At 57.6% G+C, this 20028-nt stretch carries 16 protein-coding genes; 15 read left to right on the forward strand and 1 reads right to left on the reverse strand.

Features of this window, described 5'->3' with window-relative positions:
* Positions 1-225 precede the first annotated feature (225 nt).
* From GT003_RS31440 to GT003_RS31485, 10 genes are all read left to right on the forward strand, one after another.
* Complete coding sequence (locus tag GT003_RS31440) at positions 226-3228, forward strand: S8 family serine peptidase (protein ID WP_338045953.1); 3003 nt, start codon at positions 226-228, stop codon at positions 3226-3228.
* Between the two features lie 34 nt (positions 3229-3262).
* Positions 3263-3508 (forward strand): DUF1146 domain-containing protein, encoded by a 246-nt coding sequence (locus GT003_RS31445; protein ID WP_161705535.1) that lies wholly within the window; start codon positions 3263-3265, stop codon positions 3506-3508.
* Positions 3509-3723: 215 nt separating this feature from the next.
* A complete protein-coding gene (murA, locus tag GT003_RS31450; protein ID WP_161705537.1) occupies positions 3724-5142 on the forward strand; it encodes a UDP-N-acetylglucosamine 1-carboxyvinyltransferase in 1419 nt (472 codons plus the stop codon).
* Between the two features lie 359 nt (positions 5143-5501).
* On the forward strand, positions 5502-6680 hold the full coding sequence (spoIID, locus tag GT003_RS31455; protein WP_161705540.1) for a stage II sporulation protein D: 1179 nt from the start codon (positions 5502-5504) through the stop codon (positions 6678-6680).
* Positions 6681-6866: 186 nt separating this feature from the next.
* Positions 6867-7529 carry a peptidoglycan DD-metalloendopeptidase family protein gene (locus GT003_RS31460; RefSeq protein WP_338045952.1) on the forward strand — a complete coding sequence of 221 codons (663 nt, stop codon included), beginning with the start codon at positions 6867-6869 and terminating at the stop codon, positions 7527-7529.
* Positions 7530-7712: 183 nt separating this feature from the next.
* Positions 7713-8000, forward strand: a complete 288-nt coding sequence (gene spoIIID, locus GT003_RS31465; protein WP_090575384.1) for a sporulation transcriptional regulator SpoIIID — start codon at positions 7713-7715, stop codon at positions 7998-8000.
* A 104-nt stretch (positions 8001-8104) separates the two neighbouring features.
* Positions 8105-9115, forward strand: a complete 1011-nt coding sequence (gene mreB, locus GT003_RS31470) for a rod shape-determining protein MreB (protein WP_161705544.1) — start codon at positions 8105-8107, stop codon at positions 9113-9115.
* Between the two features lie 190 nt (positions 9116-9305).
* Positions 9306-10175, forward strand: coding sequence for a flagellar hook-basal body protein (locus GT003_RS31475; RefSeq protein ID WP_161705546.1), 870 nt, complete (start codon positions 9306-9308; stop codon positions 10173-10175).
* A gap of 101 nt (positions 10176-10276) precedes the next feature.
* Entirely contained in the window at positions 10277-11098 is an 822-nt protein-coding gene (locus GT003_RS31480) for a flagellar hook-basal body protein (RefSeq protein WP_161705548.1), read from the forward strand.
* A gap of 18 nt (positions 11099-11116) precedes the next feature.
* Positions 11117-11449 (forward strand): DNA-directed RNA polymerase subunit beta, encoded by a 333-nt coding sequence (locus GT003_RS31485; protein ID WP_161705550.1) that lies wholly within the window; start codon positions 11117-11119, stop codon positions 11447-11449.
* Between the two features lie 181 nt (positions 11450-11630).
* Here the strand turns inward: GT003_RS31485 and GT003_RS31490 are convergent, their stop codons facing one another.
* Positions 11631-13817 carry an Ig-like domain-containing protein gene (locus GT003_RS31490; RefSeq protein ID WP_161705552.1) on the reverse strand — a complete coding sequence of 729 codons (2187 nt, stop codon included), beginning with the start codon at positions 13815-13817 and terminating at the stop codon, positions 11631-11633.
* Positions 13818-14172: 355 nt separating this feature from the next.
* Between GT003_RS31490 and GT003_RS31495 the strand changes: the two genes are divergently transcribed.
* From GT003_RS31495 to GT003_RS31515, 5 genes are all read left to right on the forward strand, one after another.
* Positions 14173-14757 carry a CDP-alcohol phosphatidyltransferase family protein gene (locus GT003_RS31495; RefSeq protein WP_161705554.1) on the forward strand — a complete coding sequence of 195 codons (585 nt, stop codon included), beginning with the start codon at positions 14173-14175 and terminating at the stop codon, positions 14755-14757.
* Between the two features lie 154 nt (positions 14758-14911).
* A complete protein-coding gene (gene fabZ / locus GT003_RS31500; protein WP_161705557.1) occupies positions 14912-15343 on the forward strand; it encodes a 3-hydroxyacyl-ACP dehydratase FabZ in 432 nt (143 codons plus the stop codon).
* 224 nt (positions 15344-15567) lie between these two features.
* Entirely contained in the window at positions 15568-17280 is a 1713-nt protein-coding gene (locus tag GT003_RS31505; protein WP_161705559.1) for a phospho-sugar mutase, read from the forward strand.
* A gap of 59 nt (positions 17281-17339) precedes the next feature.
* The gene (locus GT003_RS31510) at positions 17340-19448 is read left to right on the forward strand and encodes a DUF5693 family protein (RefSeq protein ID WP_161705561.1); all 2109 of its coding nucleotides are present in this window, start codon (positions 17340-17342) and stop codon (positions 19446-19448) included.
* Positions 19400-20028, forward strand: a 629-nt coding sequence (locus GT003_RS31515) for a polysaccharide pyruvyl transferase family protein (RefSeq protein WP_211676337.1), incomplete at its 3' end; no start/stop codon positions are given. The genes GT003_RS31510 and GT003_RS31515, both read left to right, overlap by 49 nt.

Here is a 20028-nt window from a genome sequence, read left to right on the forward strand (position 1 = left end):
GAGAACGGGGGGCTTGAAGCGAACAGTTTCAGATATCAAATTGCGGGTTAAAGGCAGAATATGATGAACAACAGATCTTGGAAAGCCACTTCGATTCCCCTATCCTCAAAGCCGGCCCCCGTGCCTTGCGGGGCCTGTTCCGTCGTGCCTGCAAGGAGCGCTGACAGGGATACGGCACGCTGTTCGGACCGAAGCGTTATCCCGGGTGGGCATGATGCTCCGGCTGTGGCTGAAGTCATGGCTCATGCCCGCGCAGGAGAGACTAATGATCGGCATGTCGACCTTCGCAGGGCGCAGGCACAGGCCGATCGGGTTGGAGCGGCAGGCACGCGTGCCGCTCCGTCAGCGCGCTTCGCGCGCTTGGCGCGCCGCGCGCTGGCCGCGGGGCTCGCGGCGCTGCTGCTCGCGGGCGCCCCGGCGGCGGCTCCGCACGCCGCAGGGGCCGCTCCCGCGGCCCCGCCTCCGGCGGCCGAGGCAGGCCCAGCACAGCACGGGCCTGCCCAAGGCGCCGCCGGCGGCGGCTGCGATGAGCCAGCGTCGTGGCTCATCAAATGGCGCGAGCCCGCACAGGCGAAGCCTCTGCGCGGCACCCGCGTGCTCCGCCGCCTGGCGTTCCCGGCGGCGGCCGTGGACGTCGTCCGCCCCGAGGATCCCGGGGCGGACACGTCCGAGTGGCTCCTCCGGCTGCAGCAAATGCCGGAGATCGCTTACGTGCAGCCGGTTAGCCCCGTTCATATGCTCGCGGCCGAACCGGCGAGCAATGACCCGGGCCTGCCGAAGCAGCATTACCTGTCGCAGATTCACGCCGACGAGGCGTGGGCGACGACGCATGATCAGACCGACCTTACCATTGCACTCATTGATACAGGCGTTGATCTCGATCATCCCGATCTGCAAGACAATCTCGTTCCCGGCACGAACCTGGTCTCCCCGGGCAAACCGCCGGAAGACGACAACGGCCACGGAACGGCGGTAGCGGGCGTGATCGCCGGCGAAGGGAATAATAAGCTCGGCATCGCCGGTATTCTTTGGCATGCCAAGATCATGCCCGTAAAGGCGCTCGATGCCGACGGCTACGGCGACGAAGCGCGGCTCGGCGAAGCCATTACGTACGCCGCGGACCACGGCGCGCGCATTCTGGTACTCTCCGTCGGCCTGTACCGGTACTCGCCGTATTTGAAGGACATCGCGGCTTACGCGGAATCCAAAGGCGCGCTGCTCGTGGCCGCCAGCGGCAACGACGGCGGCATCCTGGGAGCTAAAGCCAAGGTCAAATATCCCGCCGCTTACCCGACGGTCATGGCGGTAGCCGGGGCGACGCCCGAGGGCGATCCGGAGACCCGTTCCAACGCCGGACCCGAAATTGATCTTGCGGCTCCGTGGAGCGTATATACGACGGCGCTTGGCGGAGGCTATACGCAGGAGGAAGGCACGTCAATGGCGGCGCCTCAAGTCGCAGCGGCCGCGGCGCTTGTCTGGTCCGTGCATCCCGGCTATAAGCCGTATCAGGTGCGCGCGCTTCTCCGCCAGTCCGCCAAGGATATCGGCAATTCGGGGTTCGATAATGCCAGCGGCTACGGCTTGCTGCAGATCGACCGCGCGCTCACCGCGCCGCTGCAGCCCGACAGCTTCGAACCGAACAACAGCCGCCAGGCTGCAAAACTGTTCCCGCTCGGCACCAAGATCGCCGCGGAACTTGGGAGCAGCGCCGATACGGATTGGTATCGCATCGAAGCCCCGTACGACGGCAAGATCACGTTTCAGGTCCAGAGCCTTCCGGCGGAAGGAGATCGTTTGCCTACGATGCAGCTGACCCGTGCAGGCGACACGTCGGATCAGGGCACGCAGTCGACGAAGCTCAGCAACCAAACGGTCGCATGGAACGTAAAGAAAGGGCGGAATGATTTTGAGGTGCGCTTCTTCAGCCGAACCGGCAAGCAGAAGCTTACCTACTTGATGACCTCGTCCTTCCAGATCGCGCCGGATGCTTACGAGACGAACGATAAGCCCTATCAAGCGGCTTTGCTTCAGCCGAAGTCCCAGCAGGTCGCGGGCAGCTTCCATCAAACCGGCGACCTGGATTGGTACGCGGTCCGTTTCGAGACCGCCGGAACGCTCAAGCTGTCGATGACGACGGACTCCGCCCGGATAGATCCTGCTCTCGCATATCAAAGGCAAGGCGGTCAACTGGTCGAAGAGGATGCGAACGGCGAGGGCGAAGGAGAGGCAGCGGCGCCGGTCGATATTACGCCGGGCACGTATTATATCCGCGTTCGCAACGCCATATCGGAGCAGGCGAGTTCGACAGCCTCGCAATATAAGCTGAACCTGCAGTTCGTCACGAGATATGCCGATCCCAATGAACCCAACGACCGCTCTTACGAGGCGACGAGCATAGCGCCCGGCTCAAGCTACTCCGGCGTTATCGGTAAGGCAGGCGACGTCGACTGGTATCAGGTGAGGCTGTCCTCGGCCAGCATGGCTACGCTGCAGGTGAAGGGCATTCCAGCCGGCATTAGCATGAAGGCGGAGGTGTACGACCAGCGCCAGAAGCAGCTATTCGCGCTCAAGTCTTCGCCGAGCGCTTCAGCCATGGTCAAGGAGCAGCGTCTCGATGCCGGACTGTACTATATTAAAGTGACGGCAAGCACGGCCTTCGATAAGCAGGTTTACGGACTGCAATTGAAGGCGGAGAAGATGGTTGCCGGATTTCGGGATATCGACGGGCATTGGGCGGAATCGGCGATCGCCGCGCTGAACAAGAAGGGGATCGTCGGCGGCAGCGGCAGCTATAGATTTAATCCGGACCAAAGCATCTCGCGCGCGGAAGCGGTGTCCATGCTTGTTCGGGCCTTCAAGCCTGCGGGCGGCAATGCCGGGACAACGGATTTCCGGGATGTCGAACCGCGTCATTGGGCCTACTCGGCAGTGATGGGAGCCGCGAGGTCGGGCTGGGTCGGAGGATATCCGGGCGGGAAGTTTGAACCGGGCCGTCCTGTCTCCCGCGAAGAAATGGCCGTCATCCTCCTGCGTGCGCTGGATGCGAAGAACATGCGTCCGGCAGCCGCCGTATACGGCGACGTAGCGGCGAACCGTTGGTCCGCGCCGGCCATTTGGACCGCCAAGCAGAAAGGGCTGATGGGCGGCTACCCAGAGAATCGATTCGAGCCCGAACGTCCGGCCACCCGTGCCGAGTTTGCATCCGTTCTTTTACGCGCCATGACGTAATCACGCCGTTATTTTAGATAGGAGTTAATGGAAAATGGATCAAGTCGCTTCATCGGCAGGCATGCATGCGTTAATGTCGATCGTCATTGAATTGTTCAGCATCGCGCTGGCCTGGATCGTAATCCAGGAGCTAAAGTGGGATTCCATCGTCAAGCGTCCCCGCGGACCGCAGACGAGGATGCTCCAAATCGTCGTGTCGATCGTACTGGGCCATGGATTCGCTTCGTTCGTCCTGGCTTACTGGAACTGGTCGAGCCTGCTGAAGGGAATTGTCGAATAACAACCCGGAAACATGTTAACAATGGGTAATAGATGACGGTACGAAACGCGAAATGGCTTGCGAATAGTATAAAATGCCGCATTTTGGCAGGTATAAAATAAGGCTTGTCGATTCTTGTAAGCGGATGGTAAGATGTAGTTTGGGTACGGATCGGAGTACCATTTAATTCCTTGTAGATGTCAAAGAATCCACTGCACGCGGAGGGAAACCTTAAGATGAGCAAAATAATCGTCCGCGGCGGCAAGCGACTATCCGGAACTGTCCGCGTAAGCGGCGCAAAGAACGCCGTATTACCGATTCTCGCTGCCACGTTACTCGCAAAAGATGGCGAAAGTGTCATCCATGACGTACCTTACTTAGATGATGTAATCACGCTTCAACAAGTGCTTTCCGCATTGGGCGGCAAGCTGACATATGATAATGAGACCATGCGCATCTCCGCTGAACATCTCGTATCGTTCGAAGCCCCGTATGAGTGGGTGCGCAAGATGCGCGCTTCGTTCCTTGTCATGGGTCCGTTGCTGGCTCGTCTCGGCTGCGCAAGAATTTCGCTTCCGGGCGGATGCGCGATCGGAACGCGTCCGATCGACCAGCATTTGAAAGGCTTCGAAGCCATGGGCGCGGAAATCGTGCTCGGCCAGGGCTATATCGAAGCCCGGACGGAAGGCAAGCTTCGGGGAGCCAAGATCTACCTGGACGTCGCGAGCGTTGGCGCTACGGAGAATATCATGATGGCAGCCGCCCTTGCGGATGGAACGACGACGATCGAGAACGCGGCCAAAGAGCCCGAGATCGTGGATTTGGCCAATTACCTGAATGCCATGGGCGCGAAAGTCCGCGGCGCAGGTACGGGCATTATCCGCATCGAAGGCGTGGAGTCGCTGAGCGGCGTAGCGCATACCGTTATCCCTGACCGCGTAGAAGCGGGTACTTACATGATTGCAGCCGCTATGACCGGCGGCGACGTTCATATTGAAGGCGCGATCGGCGATCACTTGGCGCCTGTTATCTCCAAGCTGCAAGAGATGGGCGTGAGCATCACCGAGACGGACAGCGGAATTCGCGTCGCTGCGGCGAAGAAGCTGAAGTCCGTCGATGTGAAGACGCTCCCTTATCCGGGCTTCCCGACCGACATGCAGTCGCAAATGATGGCGCTGCTGATGGTTTCGGAAGGCACGAGCATCGTTACGGAAACCGTCTTCGAGAACCGCTTCATGCATGTCGAGGAGTTCCAGAAGATGAACGCGCATATTAAAGTGGACGGACGTACGGCAATCGTTTCCGGCGGCACGAAGCTGACGGGCGCGAAAGTAACGGCAACGGATCTGCGTGCCGGCGCGGCGCTTGTGTGCGCGGCATTGTGCGCGGACGGCGAGAGCGAGATCAGCGGCCTTCATCACGTGGACCGCGGTTATGTGAACATTACGGGCAAGCTGGCGTCTCTAGGCGCCGAGGTTTACCGCAAGGAAGACGACACCGAGACGGCGCAGCCGTCGTACGTCAAGGTGCTCGAAGGCGTAGCGGCCGTATTGGAAGAAGCGGAGCCGGCGATCGTGGCCGCCCGTACGCAAGAGCCTGCCAAGCGGGAGAAAGAATTGCCGCGCATGAAAACCGCGCAACCAACCTGGGCCTAATCCCATTCCTGACAACGGCCCCGCCGTAATCATCATACGTACGAATCAAGAAACCCTATTTTCGCTCCTTTTTGGGAGAAGTGAAAATAGGGTTTTTTGCGTTTAAGCGGATTGGTTTGCGTTCACCGACGAAGGTCGGGGAATGCAGCATTCAGCTGCTCCGTGAGCATAGGATTGGTTTGCGTTCACCGACGAAGATCGGGGAATGCAGCATTCAGCTGCTCCCTCATTCATCCGCTTCGCCACCACGGATTTTAACTCCGCTCTATTTATCCCGTACTATCCTATCTTTGCGATTCATAGACTGTAATAGGGTAGCGCTTGGAAACAGAGAATCGAGGAACCGAAAGGAGCCATGCATGAAGCGGGGAAGATGGAAAGCAGGACGCTCTTATCGTCGTCGGTTTTGGACAAGGGGCTGGTGGTTCGGATTTCTATGGGGGCTGCTGCTCGTGCTTCTCGTGAAAGCGGCAGTCCATTACCTGGCGCCGTCAGCGCAGGCTGAAGGGCGTGACACGGCAGGGATGCAGGAATCAGCCCCGGCCCAGGCCGACGGCATAGAAAGCGGCACGACGCCTCCGGCAGGCGAAGAGGCGGGTTCTCCGTCCAAGGGAGACATTCCGGCCGCATCCGGACTCGGCGCCGGCGGGGCGGCAGATGCGGACAAGCAGCTCAGCGCCTATGATAAGCTGCGAGTGTCCGTCTATTTGACCAAGGAGAAGCGCATTGAGAAAATACCGATCGAGCTGTATGTGCGCGGCGTCCTGGCGGGCGAGATGCCGGTGGATTTCGAGCTGGAGGCCTTGAAGGCGCAGGCGATCGCGGCACGGACGTACATCTACAGGCGGCTGTTGACGGGCGATCGAAGCGGGCTGACCGAGAAGGAATCGGCTGCCGACGTGGACGATACCGTGCTGAACCAGGTTTATATTTCGCTGGGCGATCTGCTGAACCGATGGAGCGGGTCTGCCAAGGACGCGAATTTGCAGAAGCTGAACGACGCGGTCGAGGCAACGAAGGGGCAGATCGTCACGTATGGCGGAGAACCGATCCAAGCCTCCTTTTTCTCCACGAGCAACGGGTACACGGAGAACGCTTCGGACTACTGGGACGTCGATCTGCCGTATTTGCGCAGCGTGGCCAGTCCGTGGGACAAGGCGATCTCGCCGAATTATCAGGAGAAGATGACGATGAAGCTGAAGGATGTCGCGGCTAAGCTTGGCGTAAAGGCGAGCGAAGTACGAAATATGCGCATTCTGGATAGGACCTCCGGCTCGCGCGTCAAGGGCGTGAAGGTTGGCGGCGAGACGTTCACAGGTAGAGAGATTCGGGAGAAACTGTCTCTCGCATCCTCTGATTTTACATGGACCATCGACGGCGACGAGATAAACCTTCTAACGAGAGGCTATGGCCATGGCGTCGGTTTGAGCCAGTGGGGGGCTGACGGAATGGCCAAGGATGGCGCAACCGCGCGGCAGATCCTGGCGCATTATTATTCCGGCACCCGAATCGAGCAAGCCAGCGGCGTGCTAGACTAGTTTCTGCGACTCTCTTCTTGCAATCTCAAAAAATGTAAATCCCTCACGTATAAACTGCTAGGTTTCGGCAACAATGGCTAGTGAGGTGATCGAACAATGAGTGATAACAAATCAAAGTTCAATGAAGAAGCTCCCAAAAATGCACTGGGAGGCAAAGCCGTCAAACCGTCTGCGTGGAGAAAGCTGATGGCAAAGAAATGGGCAGCACCATCAGCGTTTTTGGCCGCCGCAGCAATCATCGTAACCTTAATGTGGCTCTATGGGGGAGCTGGGGAAACAACGGACAAACCGGCCAGCACCACCGTTGATTCCACACAAGGGGTTACGGACGAACAATCGCTTGAAGATCAAGTTCCGGCTGACGATGCCATGGTTGAGAAGTCCGGCAATGAATTGATGAAATGGCCGGCCGACAAGAGCCAGCTCGATGTGGTAGCTCCATTCTACGACGAGAAGTCCAGCAGCGAAGAACGTCAAGCGGCTTGGATCGAAGCTCCGGACAACACGCTGATTCCTAACCTGGGTATCGACCTTGCGAAAGGCGACCTGGCATTCGACGTATCGGCAGCGCTGAGCGGCGTCGTAACCGTATCCGAGAAAAACCCGCTTAACGGCAACGTGGTTCAAATCAAGCACGCGAACGGGCTTGTGACGATCTACAACAGCCTGAGCGACGTTCAAGTCAAAGTGGGCGACAGCGTGAAGCAAGGCCAGCTGATTGCGAAGGCGGGCCGCGACGAGCTGGAGAAATCGCTCGGCGTCCATCTTCACTTCGAAGTACGCCAGAACGGCAAGGCGCTGAATCCGACTGCGCTGATCGAAGCTGCAAGCGCGGATTCCCAGCAATAACGCAAGGCGGCCATAGATCGCAGCACCTTTTAGAAGGCAGGATTCCTGCCTTCTTTTTTTGCGTTCGCGGCCGCGGTTTGAAAATAATTGCAGTTCTTGGGCTTGTCACGCTTGGACACAGAGAATATATACCCGTACCCCTCATATAATGTACCAAACTATCTCGAGTAGGGAGGCGGGAGCGTGCACGATTATATCAAAGAACGGACCATAAAAATCGGCCGTTGCATCGTCGAGACGAAGCACACAGTGCGGACAATCGCGAAAGAATTTGGCGTCTCCAAGAGTACGGTGCACAAGGATTTAACCGAGCGGCTGCCGGAGATAAATCCGGATTTGGCGGACCAGGTGAAACACATCCTGGAATACCACAAATCCATTCGGCATCTGAGGGGAGGAGAAGCGACGAAAATCAAGTACAAAAAGAGCTCTGGACGTAAGCGGGAAGTCCTGGCGGCGGCAAAATCGTAAGCGATTTTTTCTACAAGAATAGAGGATTTTCGTCCCTTTCAGCGAATACTATACAGGATGAGGATTGTACTCGACTATTATTCGCGCTGGAGGACTTCAGACTTATGTTTAGCAAGGATATCGGGATTGATTTGGGAACTGCAAATGTGTCCATTCACGTTAGAGGGAAGGGCGTCGTTTTGGATGAGCCTTCGGTCGTGGCGATCGAAAGCGAAACGAAACGCGTGCTTGCCGTTGGAGAAGAGGCGCATCGGATGGTGGGACGGACCCCTGGAAACATCATCGCCATCCGACCGCTTCGAGACGGCGTTATTGCCGATTTCGAGATAACGGAAATCATGCTGAAGGCTTTCATCGATCGCGTCGGCGGCCGCTCATGGTACAGCCGCCCTCGCATCCTTATTTGCGCGCCGACGAACATTACGTCGGTCGAGCAGAAGGCGATCCGCGAGGCGGCGGAGCGCAGCGGGGCGAAGGATGTTTTCCTGGAGGAAGAGCCGAAGGCAGCCGCGATCGGCGCGGGCATGGACATTTATCAGCCTAGCGGCAACATGGTCGTCGACATCGGCGGCGGAACGACGGACGTAGCCGTCCTGTCGATGGGCGATGTCGTTACGGCCTCGTCGATTAAAGTCGCGGGGGACAAGTTCGACGAAGCCATCATGAAGTACATCAAAAACAAGTACAAGCTCTTGATCGGCGAACGGACGAGCGAGGATATCAAGATCAAGATCGGCACCGTGTATGACAACGGATTCCGGGACGAGATCGACATCCGCGGGCGTGACATGGTGACGGGCTTGCCGCTTACGGTGACGATTTACTCGGACGAAGTGCGCGAAGCGCTGTGGGAGCCGGTGTCGTGGATCGTTTCGGCCGCCAAGTCGGTGCTGGAGCGGACGCCGCCGGAACTGTCGGCGGACATTATCGACCGCGGCGTCATTTTGACGGGCGGAGGCGCGCTGCTCGGCGGACTGGACGCGCTGCTGGCCGAAGAGTTGAAGGTGCCGGTGCTTATCGCCGAGGACCCGATGCATTGCGTCGTGAAAGGGACGGGCCTGCTGCTTGACCATCTAGACCGCACGCCTCGCAGATCGGACAACTCCAGGCGCTAGAGGGCGGTGAGCTGGACGGCGAGCCGATGTTCGGGTAGGACGTCTAGGGGGACGTGCCGAGGGATGTGGGTCACAGAATAGGTCTAAAGACACGCCAGCCGTCTATTCATCACGAAACGTTGTTATCCGATATATACGATATAGCTTCGTTGTGTTCGGATACTATGAGAAGCGCTCAGGAGGATGCTCCATGCTAAGAGGTCTCTATACGGCTGCGGCGGGCATGATATCGCAGCAGAATAGACATGATACCGTTACGAACAATATCGCCAATATGAATACGCCCGGATATAAACAGAAATACGCGGTTACCCATTCCTTTCCCGATATGCTGCTTCATTTGACTGGTTCGCAGGATGTCGACAATGGCAAATCGATCGGCAAGCTGAACACGGGCGTCTTCGCGGAGGAGAGCCTGCAGGTCAATCTGCAGGGTGACCTGATGCAGACGAACCAATTCAGCGATTTCGCTATCGTATCCGATATCGGCGTGCCAGGGGTCAACTTCGATTCATCCGGCAAAGCCGTGGCGGCAAACGGAGCGTTGATTTTCCAACCGCAGGCGTTCTTCACCGTACAGAACGCGAATGGCGAGACACGCTATACGCGGGACGGCCAGTTCAAGCTGGACGAGCAGGGATATCTAACGCTGCCCGACGGCTCGCGCGTGCTTGCCGCGGACGGCAATCCGTTTCGGATTCCCGCGGGCGTGACATTGAACGATCTAACGCTTACGAGCGATAACCAGCTCCTTAATCCGCTGACGGGCGCGAGCGCCGGACAGCTGCTCCTAACCCGGGTGGACAACCCGAACGACCTGATTCGCGAAGGCGACGGCAAATTCAAGCTTGCAGACGGAGAAGAGGCGGCGGCGCGTCCCATCAATGCTCAGGACCGCGTCGAAGTGCGCCAAGGTTTCGTGGAGCGTTCCAACGTAGACGCCTCCCAGTCCATGGTCGACCTCATGTCGGCAGCCAGGGCGTACGAAGCCAACCAGAAGGTCATTCAATTCTACGATAAAAGCTTGGATAAGGCCGTCAATGAAATTGGACGCATTTAACTTCGCGTATAGTAACGCAGGGCAGGGGCTGGTCGTACTGAAGTGCATCTTTAATGCACATCATAGTACTGGTCGCCTGTGCAGCCAAGGAGGCTAACGGAATGAACGGTTCTACGATCAGCGCAATGGCATCTATGAGCGGTCTGCAGCAGAAGCTGGACATGCTTGCGGATAATATCGCAAACGTGAACACGGTCGGCTACAAACGGAAGGTCGGGACATTCGAGGATTTGCTTACGACGCTGAAGGAGCAGCCGGAGGCATTTAATCAGCCCGGAAGACTGACGCCGATGGGCTTCAATCAAGGGTGGGGCTCGCGCCTGACGATGGTACAGCCCGACTTCTCGCAAGGGCCGCTGCAGCAGACGGATCAGCCTAACGACGTTGCGATCGAGGGCAATGCGTTATTCCAGGTTAGCGTAGACGATGCCGGCCATACGGGCTATACGCGCGGGGGATCGTTTCAAACGGTATTTACGCGGAGCGGCATCAACATCCTGACGACGAAAGAAGGCTACCCGGTGGCCTCCGTCGGCGGCAGTTCGATCGAAATTCCGCCGGAAGTGAAATCGGTGCAGATCGACGCGGCCGGCAATGTCGTCGGTACGATGCCAACGGGCGAGATTCAGCAGCTGGGTCAGCTGAAACTGGTGCAAGTGGACAAGCCGGGACTGCTCACGCAGGTCGCGGACAATCTGTTCACGGTCGCCGACGGCATGCAGCCGGGCGACGTCCTGCATGACGTGACGGCAAGCGCAGAATCCAAGATCGCCATTAAACAAGGTTACCTCGAACAGTCGAATGTCGTATTGGCCGACGAGATGACCGATTTGATCAGCGTGCAGCGGGCCTATCAGCTTAGCGCAAGAGCGTTAACGTCAAGTGATACGATGATGGGTCTTGCGAACAATTTGCGCGCATAGGAAATGAGTGAATGCCTAATGCCTATCGATTCAAAGAAAGAAACGGCCGCCGGGCTGGAAGGCGTAACGCCTGCAGAACGCGGCAATCTGCTTGGCGCTTCGGCTGCCGCGGCTCGTCCTGAACGGGAAGCCTCCGGGGCGGAAGCGAAGAAAGCAGCGCGCAAGAAACGTAATCCCGCCGTCCGCGTCCTAAGATGGACGCTGCTGAAGAGCATCGTGCCCGTCCTGTGCGTGCTGGCTGTTATAGGCGGTATGTACATCGGATATGCGGTTCTCGGCAAACGGCCGGGCAGCGAAATTTTCGAACTCGATACATGGAAGCACATGTATGATCTTATATTCGCCGATTGATTCTGAATCGGCTTACTGCCTGCATAGCCTAGCTATGCAGGCTTTTCGTTGTAAGCGGACAGCTCTTCTTGGCGAAGGAAGCAAGGCGAGATGCGGATAAAAAAAGCAAGCCTGCGCGCTCGTCACTGTGAGGACGAGGCTGCGCAGGCTTGCTGGGGTGGCAGGATAGCCTCCGGGGCTGCTATTTGACGGACACGCGAATGCTGGCCGTCTTGCCGTCTACTTTGGATCGAATGTACGTGGTGCCTTTGGCGACCCCCGTGATGATGCCGTCCGTGACGGTGGCTACTTTGCTGTTGCCGGTCGTCCATACGCCTGTCTTCGTAACGTCGCCGGTGCGTCCGCCTTCATATTCGCCGATGATCGTGACGGCTTCCTTGCCTTCCGGCGCAAGCGTTAACGCTTTGCTGGAAGGCGTCAGCTTCTTCAGTTTGCCGATGACGGTAATGGTCACGACGACGGATTTGCCTTGATAGACGCCGGTCAGCTTGCCCGTGCCTTCTTTCAAGGTTTTCAGGGAGCTGCCTTTGATCGTCGCGAGCGTCTCCGGTTCGAGGCTCCAATTCATCTTGGTTGCGAGCGATATCGTCTTGCCGCTCTTGTAGACGCCCGTTACTTTCATCGTATAGGAACGTCCGGGACTGAAAGTGAGCGTCGTATTGTCCACGGTCATCTTCGTGATTTCCTCTTCGATCGTCACGCGGACGATCGCGGATTTGCCGAGGTACGTCGCCGTAAGCGTGGCGGACGAAGCTTGGATGCCTTTGATGTTCGGCGCCTTCACGATGAGGTTGGACGAGGAACTCTTCCACGTCACCAGGGAAGTGACATCTTCTTCTTCGCCGGTATCATAGGTCATCGTCATCGTCGGCAGCTTGGTGTCCTTGCCGATGACAACGGACAGGTTGGCTTGGTCGGCGGTCAGCAGGAGCGGCTGCTCATGCACGTTCACCGTAACGGTTACGGTCTTGCCTTGCACGTTAGCGGTAAGCACCGCTTTGCCGGTTTTCTTGGCTTTCCATTTGCCGTCGACCTTCTCGATGACTTCGGTGTCGCTGCTTGTCCAAACGGCGAGGTTGGTGACATCGACCGTCTCGTCTGCAAGGGATGTAGCGGACAGCTTAGGCAGCGCGACATCCGCGCTGTCCACGAAGGCGTCGAGGCTGTCTTTGGCCACGGTCAGCGTGGCGATCGTCGGATAGACGGTCACGTTTATCTGACGGGACAGCCCCTTGAACGTGACTTTAATGACGGTGCTGCCAACGCCTTTGGCTGAAACTTTGCCGTCGTCGTCCACGGTCGCCACGTAAACGTTGCTGGACGTCCAAACGGCTTCCGACGTTACAGGCTTCAGCGTCCCGTCGACGTCGAAGAATTTGGCATTGAGCAGGAAGGGCTCATCCTTCAGGGACACATGCTGATCTTCCTTCGGCGTGATGTTCAGCGCTTCGTAGGCCGGTCTCACGACGACCGCCACGCTGCTGCTTACGCCGAGATAACTGGCCGTAATCGTCGCGGTACCCGTGCCGATCGGCGTCACTTTGCCGTTCTCGACGGTGACCACGGCCGCGCTGCTCGTCGACCATACGATATCCTTCGGCGTGTCGCTTGCGCCGGAAGTGTCCACGACCGTTGCCGTCAGCTCCTGCGGATTGCCATCGAAGATGAATTCAAGCAGATCGGCTTTGCTGCCGCCCTTCGTCAGCGAGAGCGACTTGTAAGGCGACGTGACGGTCAATTTCACCGTGTCCGTTCGGCCCTTGAACTTCCCTGTGATGGTCGTCGTGCCGGCTGCCAGCAGCTTGATTTCGCCATCTTCCACGGTGGCGACGCTCGACTCGGAGCTTGTCCAGGTCGCATCGTCCGTGACGTCGCGATCTTCTGCGCCGCTCTTCGCCGCAATCAGCACGTAATCGATGTCGTCGCCGAGCTTCACGTTGACCGCGGAATCGACCGCCGTGCCGGCGCGCTTGATCGTTACGCTGTCGTATAGATAATCGACGGTGACCGGAAGCGATACTTTATAGCCTTTGTAAGTTGCGCTGATCGTCGCGGAGCCCTTGGCTACCGCCGTCAGCTGGCCGCTTGTTACTTTCACGATGGAAGCGTTGGAGGTGGTCCATGCAGCATCCAAGGTCACGTTCTTCGTTGAGGACGCACCCGATATCGAGGCGGATAATTCAATCTGAAGGGCATCGTCGTCGATATAGATACGGGCTGTCGACGGTGCGTTGTCGAACGAGATACCGGTGACGACATCCTCCGCATAAGCCAGGCTTGCAAAGGTCGAGAACGTGAGGACAATGGCGAGCAGAGCCGTAAGCCATGGCCGGAATTTGACGGAAGCGACGGGTTTGTTCATGCGCATGCTGGGTTCAATACCTCCAAAGACGTGAATTTTTCCTTCTATAATATAGAGGCGTCTTGCATGATGCCGGCTATAGGAGAAGGAATGAAACGCCGCGTGCCGCAGAGGCCGTGGACAACGTTTCGTCTTGTCTCTTTAATTAACGGTTTCGGAGGTTGAAAATTGAAGGCATATGCTGTAAAGCTTCAGATTTTGTTCTTGTAAAGCGAGTGCGTGCATCTCCCTAAAATCATTGTGCGCCGCGGTATCCGGCGTACCGGGCGATGGTTTTATTTTTTCCAGCGTAGCGGTATAATGGGTTAGAATGTCTGCACGAATCGCCTGCAATAGCGAGCGATAAGGAGGCGTAAGCGCAATGAATGTGCCCAATATGCTCACCATGGTTCGCTTCGCGTTGATTCCCGTCTACATAGCCGTATTCGCTTCGGATTCTACGAATCATATGAAGTGGGCGTTTTTGATCATCGTCGTTGCAGGCTTGACGGATATTCTCGACGGCTACCTGGCGCGAAAATACGGGCAGGTCACTTCGGTGGGATCCATGCTGGACCCGCTCGCGGACAAGACCATGATGATTACGGTCATCTTGTCCCTGCTCCTTACGGGGCACATTCCTTGGAGCGCGGGAGCGGCGATTTTCATTCGGGACGCGGGCATGATCCTAGGGTCGGCATATTTTCATTTTCGGGGAAAAAAGACGGTGCCTGCCAATTGGATGGGGAAACTCACCACGATGCTCTATTATTTGGCCATCTTCTTCATTTTCTTCGAAATGCCATGGGCGCGCGCGTATCTGTGGTGCGTCATCGGGTTTTCATTCGTGACTTCCTTTATCTACATCGGCTTGTTTATGGCGCTCAATCGGCAAGGCAGGAAGACGAAAGCAAGCGGCGATACGGAGGGCGCATCCGGCAGCGAGAATCATACCCACCAAGCCTAACGGCAATAAAAAGGAGATTGAACGCGCGCTTCTTCGAGCGGACGCGAACAATCTCCCTTATCTTAACCCCACGACTGCAGTTCGTGTAGGATGGCCTTATTGTGGCACAATAATAAGCAATTTATAACATGCATGACGAAAGGAAGAATCTGAAATGCTCGATATTAGGCAAATCCAAGAAATCATTCCGCATCGCCCGCCGTTTCTGCTGGTCGATCGCATCCTGGAGGTCGAAGAGGGCAAGCGCGCGGTCGGCTTGAAGAACGTCACGATGAACGAGCCGTTCTTCACGGGCCATTTTCCGGCGTATCCGGTGATGCCGGGCGTTTTGATCGTCGAAGCGCTGGCTCAGGTCGGCACCGTGGCGATATTGATGGTGGAAGCGAACCGCGGCAAGATCGGCTTCTTCGCCGGCATCGACAACTTCCGCTTCCGCGGACAGGTGACGCCGGGCGACACGCTGATCCTCGAGGTGGAGATCACGCGCCTCAAAGGACCGATCGGCAAAGGACAAGCTACGGCGCGCGTTGGCGATAAAGTGGTGGCCGAGGGCGAAATCATGTTCGCGCTGAAGGATCCGGAATAATTTGCTGAAGGGCATGCGCCCTGCGGGCGGAGTGAGCCTACGATCGCTGTTGTAAACGGGATATTTTCATTATATAAATTCTGATAAGGTGATATCCCGTTTACAAAGGCGAACGCTTCGCTTCTACGGCTTCACTCCGCCCTCCGGGCGCACTACTTCAGCAGGACATTCCAAAATCAGTCCGCGCTCACGAACAGTATAGATACAGAAAAAACATGGAGAGGATGCTGAAGATGAACCAACTGGCTGTTGAACGTTACGAGGCTTGGCTTGCCGACCCTTCTATTGATGCCGCTACGAAAGAAGAATTGGCTGCTATTCGAGGAAATGATAAAGAAATCGAGGATCGCTTCTACCGCGAATTGGAGTTCGGTACAGGCGGTCTTCGCGGCGTCATGGGGGCCGGCACGAACCGGTTGAACGTCTATACCGTCGGCAAAGCGACGCAAGGCCTGGCCGATTGGACGGTTGCCAAATCCTCGAAGCCTTCCGTCGTCATTGCGCACGACTCGCGCAACAATTCTCCCGAATTCGCGCTGGAGTCGGCGCTCGTGCTGGCTGCAAACGGCGTGACGGCGTATTTGTTCCAGTCGCTTCGCCCGACGCCGCAGCTATCCTACGCGGTGCGCGCGCTTGGCGCGACGAGCGGCGTGGTCATTACGGCCAGTCACAATCCGCCGGAATACAACGGGTATAAAGCCTACGGCTCCGACGGCTGCCAGCTCGTGCCTGCAGACGCCGCGCAAGTGATCGGCGCGATCAAAGCCATTACGGGCTTCGATCAAGTGAAACGAATCAGCCGCGAAGAAGCGGAGTCCAAAGGCCTGCTCCGCTGGCTCGGCGATGCCGAGGATCGCGAATACATTCGCACCGTTGCGGCGCAAAGCTTGAACAGCACGCTGCTGAAGGGCGGCCTCGGACAGGATTTGTCCGTCGTCTACACGCCTCTTCACGGCGCAGGGAACATGCCCGTTCGCGAGGTGCTCAAGGAAGCAGGACTGACGAACGTGCACATCGTGCCGGAGCAAGAGCAGCCGGACGGGTATTTCAGTACCGTCAAATCGCCGAACCCGGAAGAACGCGAAGCTTTCACGCTGGCGATCAAGCTGGGACAAGAGGTGAACGCGGACATCATTATCGGCACGGATCCCGACTGTGACCGGATGGGCGCTGTCGTGCGCAACAACGAAGGCGAATTCGTCGTATTGACGGGGAATCAGTCCGGCGCAATCATGGTCAATTATTTGCTCGGCACGCTGAAAGAACGCGGTCAACTGCCGGCGAACGGCGTCGTGGTCAAAACGATCGTGACGAGCGAGATGGGCGGCGATATCGCCTCTTCTTACGGCGCTGAGGTGGTCAACACGTTGACCGGCTTCAAGTACATCGGGGAGAAAATGACCCAGTATGAACAAACCGGCGATCACACCTTCCTATTCGGTTATGAAGAAAGCTACGGGTATCTAGCCGGCACGTATGCCCGTGACAAAGACGCGGTCGTAGCCTCGCTGCTCATTTGCGAAGCCGCCGCTTACTATAAGAGCCAAGGTAAGACCCTGTACGACGTGCTGCTGGAGCTGTATGCGCAGCATGGCTACTACATGGAGCATTTGGAGTCCCGTACGCTGAAAGGCGTGGACGGGGTACAGCAAATCGCCGCGATCATGCAGGATTGGCGGAATAATCCGCCGACGGAAGTGGCTGGCGTGCGTTTGCAGCAAGTGCTCGACTATCTGCCGGGCTTGGACGGGCTCCCTTCCGAGAACGTACTGAAATACTTGCTTGAGGACGGCTCGTGGTTCTGCCTGCGTCCATCGGGCACGGAACCGAAAATCAAAGTGTATTTCGCGGTTCGCGGACAATCGTTGGACGGGGCGAAGGCCGCCATCCAATCGCTGACGGAAAACGTAATGAAGCGCGTTGACAGCAAGGCTTAAGCAGAAGCTTTCGGGCGGGGCCGCGGCTTCGCCGGAAATACGTTAAGGAGTGGAAGTTTGTGCGTCAGAATTGGCAGTACTGGAATCGCAAAGCGACAGCAGCATTATGCATCCTCGTCATCATCGGTATTATTGCGGCATTGCCCATCGCTGCGAACCGCTGGAAGATCGAGCGTTCATCCAAGCAGGTCGATATCGTGTTCGATTATCGCGATTTGGTTCAGGTCGCAGCGTATAAAGCTCGTCCGCAGCAGTACATTCAGGATGAGCTCGTTAAAATGAGAACGGCCGGCATCGGATCGATGGCGATATTCGAAACCTCGCTGCAGGAGCTGAAGTGGGAAGGACGCCTGTCCATATACGGCTCCGACACGATCAGCGACCTGGAAGGCAAGCCGCTGAACAAGGATGAGAACTTCACGTACGTGCTGTTCAATTCCAAAGCGGATGAGGATGCGCTTCGTCCCGTTATCGAGGAGACGTTCAAGCTGTGGGACATCCCCGTGGCGCCATGGAGCTTCAAAGGCAGCAACGGGCTTGTCATGCAGACGCCGGTCGAGGATGCCATGCTAAAAGCGATGCAGCCCGATCCGCTGGCTGTTCAAATGCTGCACGATGCCGGCTTCCGCATCGTCCCCCGCTTGTCGGACCGGGTGACGTATAATGCCGCCGAAGTGGATAAGCTGCTGGATTCATACCAAGAGATCGGCGTGACACGCATCTTGTTCGACGGCAATGCCGTGAAAGGCTATGGAGACAATGCCGAGCAGAAGAGCTTGACGCTGTTCGCCGATTCGCTCAACAAGCACGGAATCGGAATCGCGACGATTGAGAATTCTAAGCCCCAGCAGGGTATGAATACGCTGGCTTATCTCACGCATTATAATGTAGCGAGACTGTATTCGCTTCCGGATAAAGACGCTGCCGGCATGAAGCCGATCGATATCGCGGATCGGTTCCAACTGGCCGTGAAGGATCGCAGCATTCGCATGTTCTATATCAACGCCGCTCCTGCGAGCAATGCGGCGAAATCCACCATTACGGATCCGATGGAGAATATCTATAACTCCTTGCAAGGTGAAGATGGTTTCCTGGCCAAGATGGACAAGCTCGGCTTTACGGCTGGTCCGGCCGAGAAGTTCGACTATACGTCGCCTTCCTGGCAGAAGCCGCTCAAGGCAATCGTGGCGCTCGGCGCTATCGCTTTCATCACGCTGCTTATCCAGGCGTTCCTGCCGGGCGTTGCGATTCCGGTATTCCTGCTCGGACTGATCGGAAGTGCGGGACTCTACGTCGTATCCAAATCGATCTTCGAGCAAGGCTTAGCGCTAGGCGCCGCAATCAGCGCGCCGACGCTGGCCGTTATCTGGGCAATCCGCCGCGTGCGGACGCACACGGTCGGCAGCCGTCGATCGATCGGAGGCGCGGATGACGCCGCTGCCGCTCGCGCGAACGGCGGCATTCTCTGGATTTTCCCGGGCATTACGGCGGGACGCCGTTTCTTGATGGCGATCGCGATCTTCGCGACGACCTCGCTCATCTCGCTCTGCGGCATTCCGTTCGTCGTCGGCCTGCTGAACAATATTACGTACAAGCTCGTGCTGGAACAGTTCCGCGGCGTCAGCATGCTTCATCTGGTGCCGATCGGGCTATCCGCGCTGTATCTGCTGCTGTATACCGGCGATTCCGTTATCGGCAATCTGCGCCGCTTGCTGAAAATGCAGATTACCGTTCTGTGGGTGGGTGCCGCAGCGGTGCTTGGCGTGGCAGCCATGTATTATCTGTCCCGTACGGGCAACGAAGGCTCGGCTTCGTCGATCGAGCTCACCTTCCGTAATTTCTTGGAGAACACGTTCGGCGTGCGTCCGAGAACGAAGGAATTCCTGCTGTCGCATCCGCTGTTCTTTGCCGGTATTTTCCTTGCGCTTCGTTACCGCGCGGCGTGGGTATTATTTATCGTAGGCGCGATGGGGCAGCTGTCGATGGTGGACACCTTCGCGCATATTCATACACCGCTTTCGATTTCCTTGATCCGCGATTTGCTTGGTCTCGCGCTCGGCGCGCTGATCGGTCTCGTCTTGATGGGGATCTGGCAAGTGTTGGAAGGAGCTTGGAAACGATGGGCACCACGGAAACCGGCCAAAACAACGCTCAAATCCGGCGCGTAGTCATCTCCGGCTATTACGGCTACCGTAACAGCGGCGACGAAGCGGTTCTCAAATCGATTTTGTTCGCCCTGGCGGAAGAAGGCGCAGCGCAGGGCATCCGGATCGTTCCCGTCGTGCTGTCGATCGACCCTGCTTCGACGACGGAGATGTACGGCGTCGAAGCCGCCCACCGGATGCGCTTCGGCGATCTGCTCCGCGCGATTCGCGGCAGCGACGGTTTGATCAGCGGCGGCGGCAGCCTGCTGCAGGACGCGACCGGCGCGAAGACGATCCCGTATTACACGGGCGTCATCAAGCTGGCGCAGCTGCTTGGCAAGCCGACGTTCATCTACGCGCAGGGCATTGGCCCCGTGAATCGCCGGTGGATGGACCGGCTGATTCGCGGGGTGATGAAGCGCAGCGCGTACGTGTCCGTGCGCGACGCGGAATCCGCCGATTTGCTCGGGCGGATGGGCGTATCGCGCGACCGGATCGACGTTGTGCCCGATCCGGTCATGGCGCTGCCGCTGCCGGCAGCGCAGCCGCTTGCCGGCGCGGCCGCAAGCGGTAGTGGGGCCGCCGGCGCGGAGCGGGCGGCCCT

This window comes from Paenibacillus sacheonensis (genome assembly GCF_009909195.1).
GTDB classification, from domain to species: domain Bacteria; phylum Bacillota; class Bacilli; order Paenibacillales; family Paenibacillaceae; genus Paenibacillus_Z; species Paenibacillus_Z sacheonensis.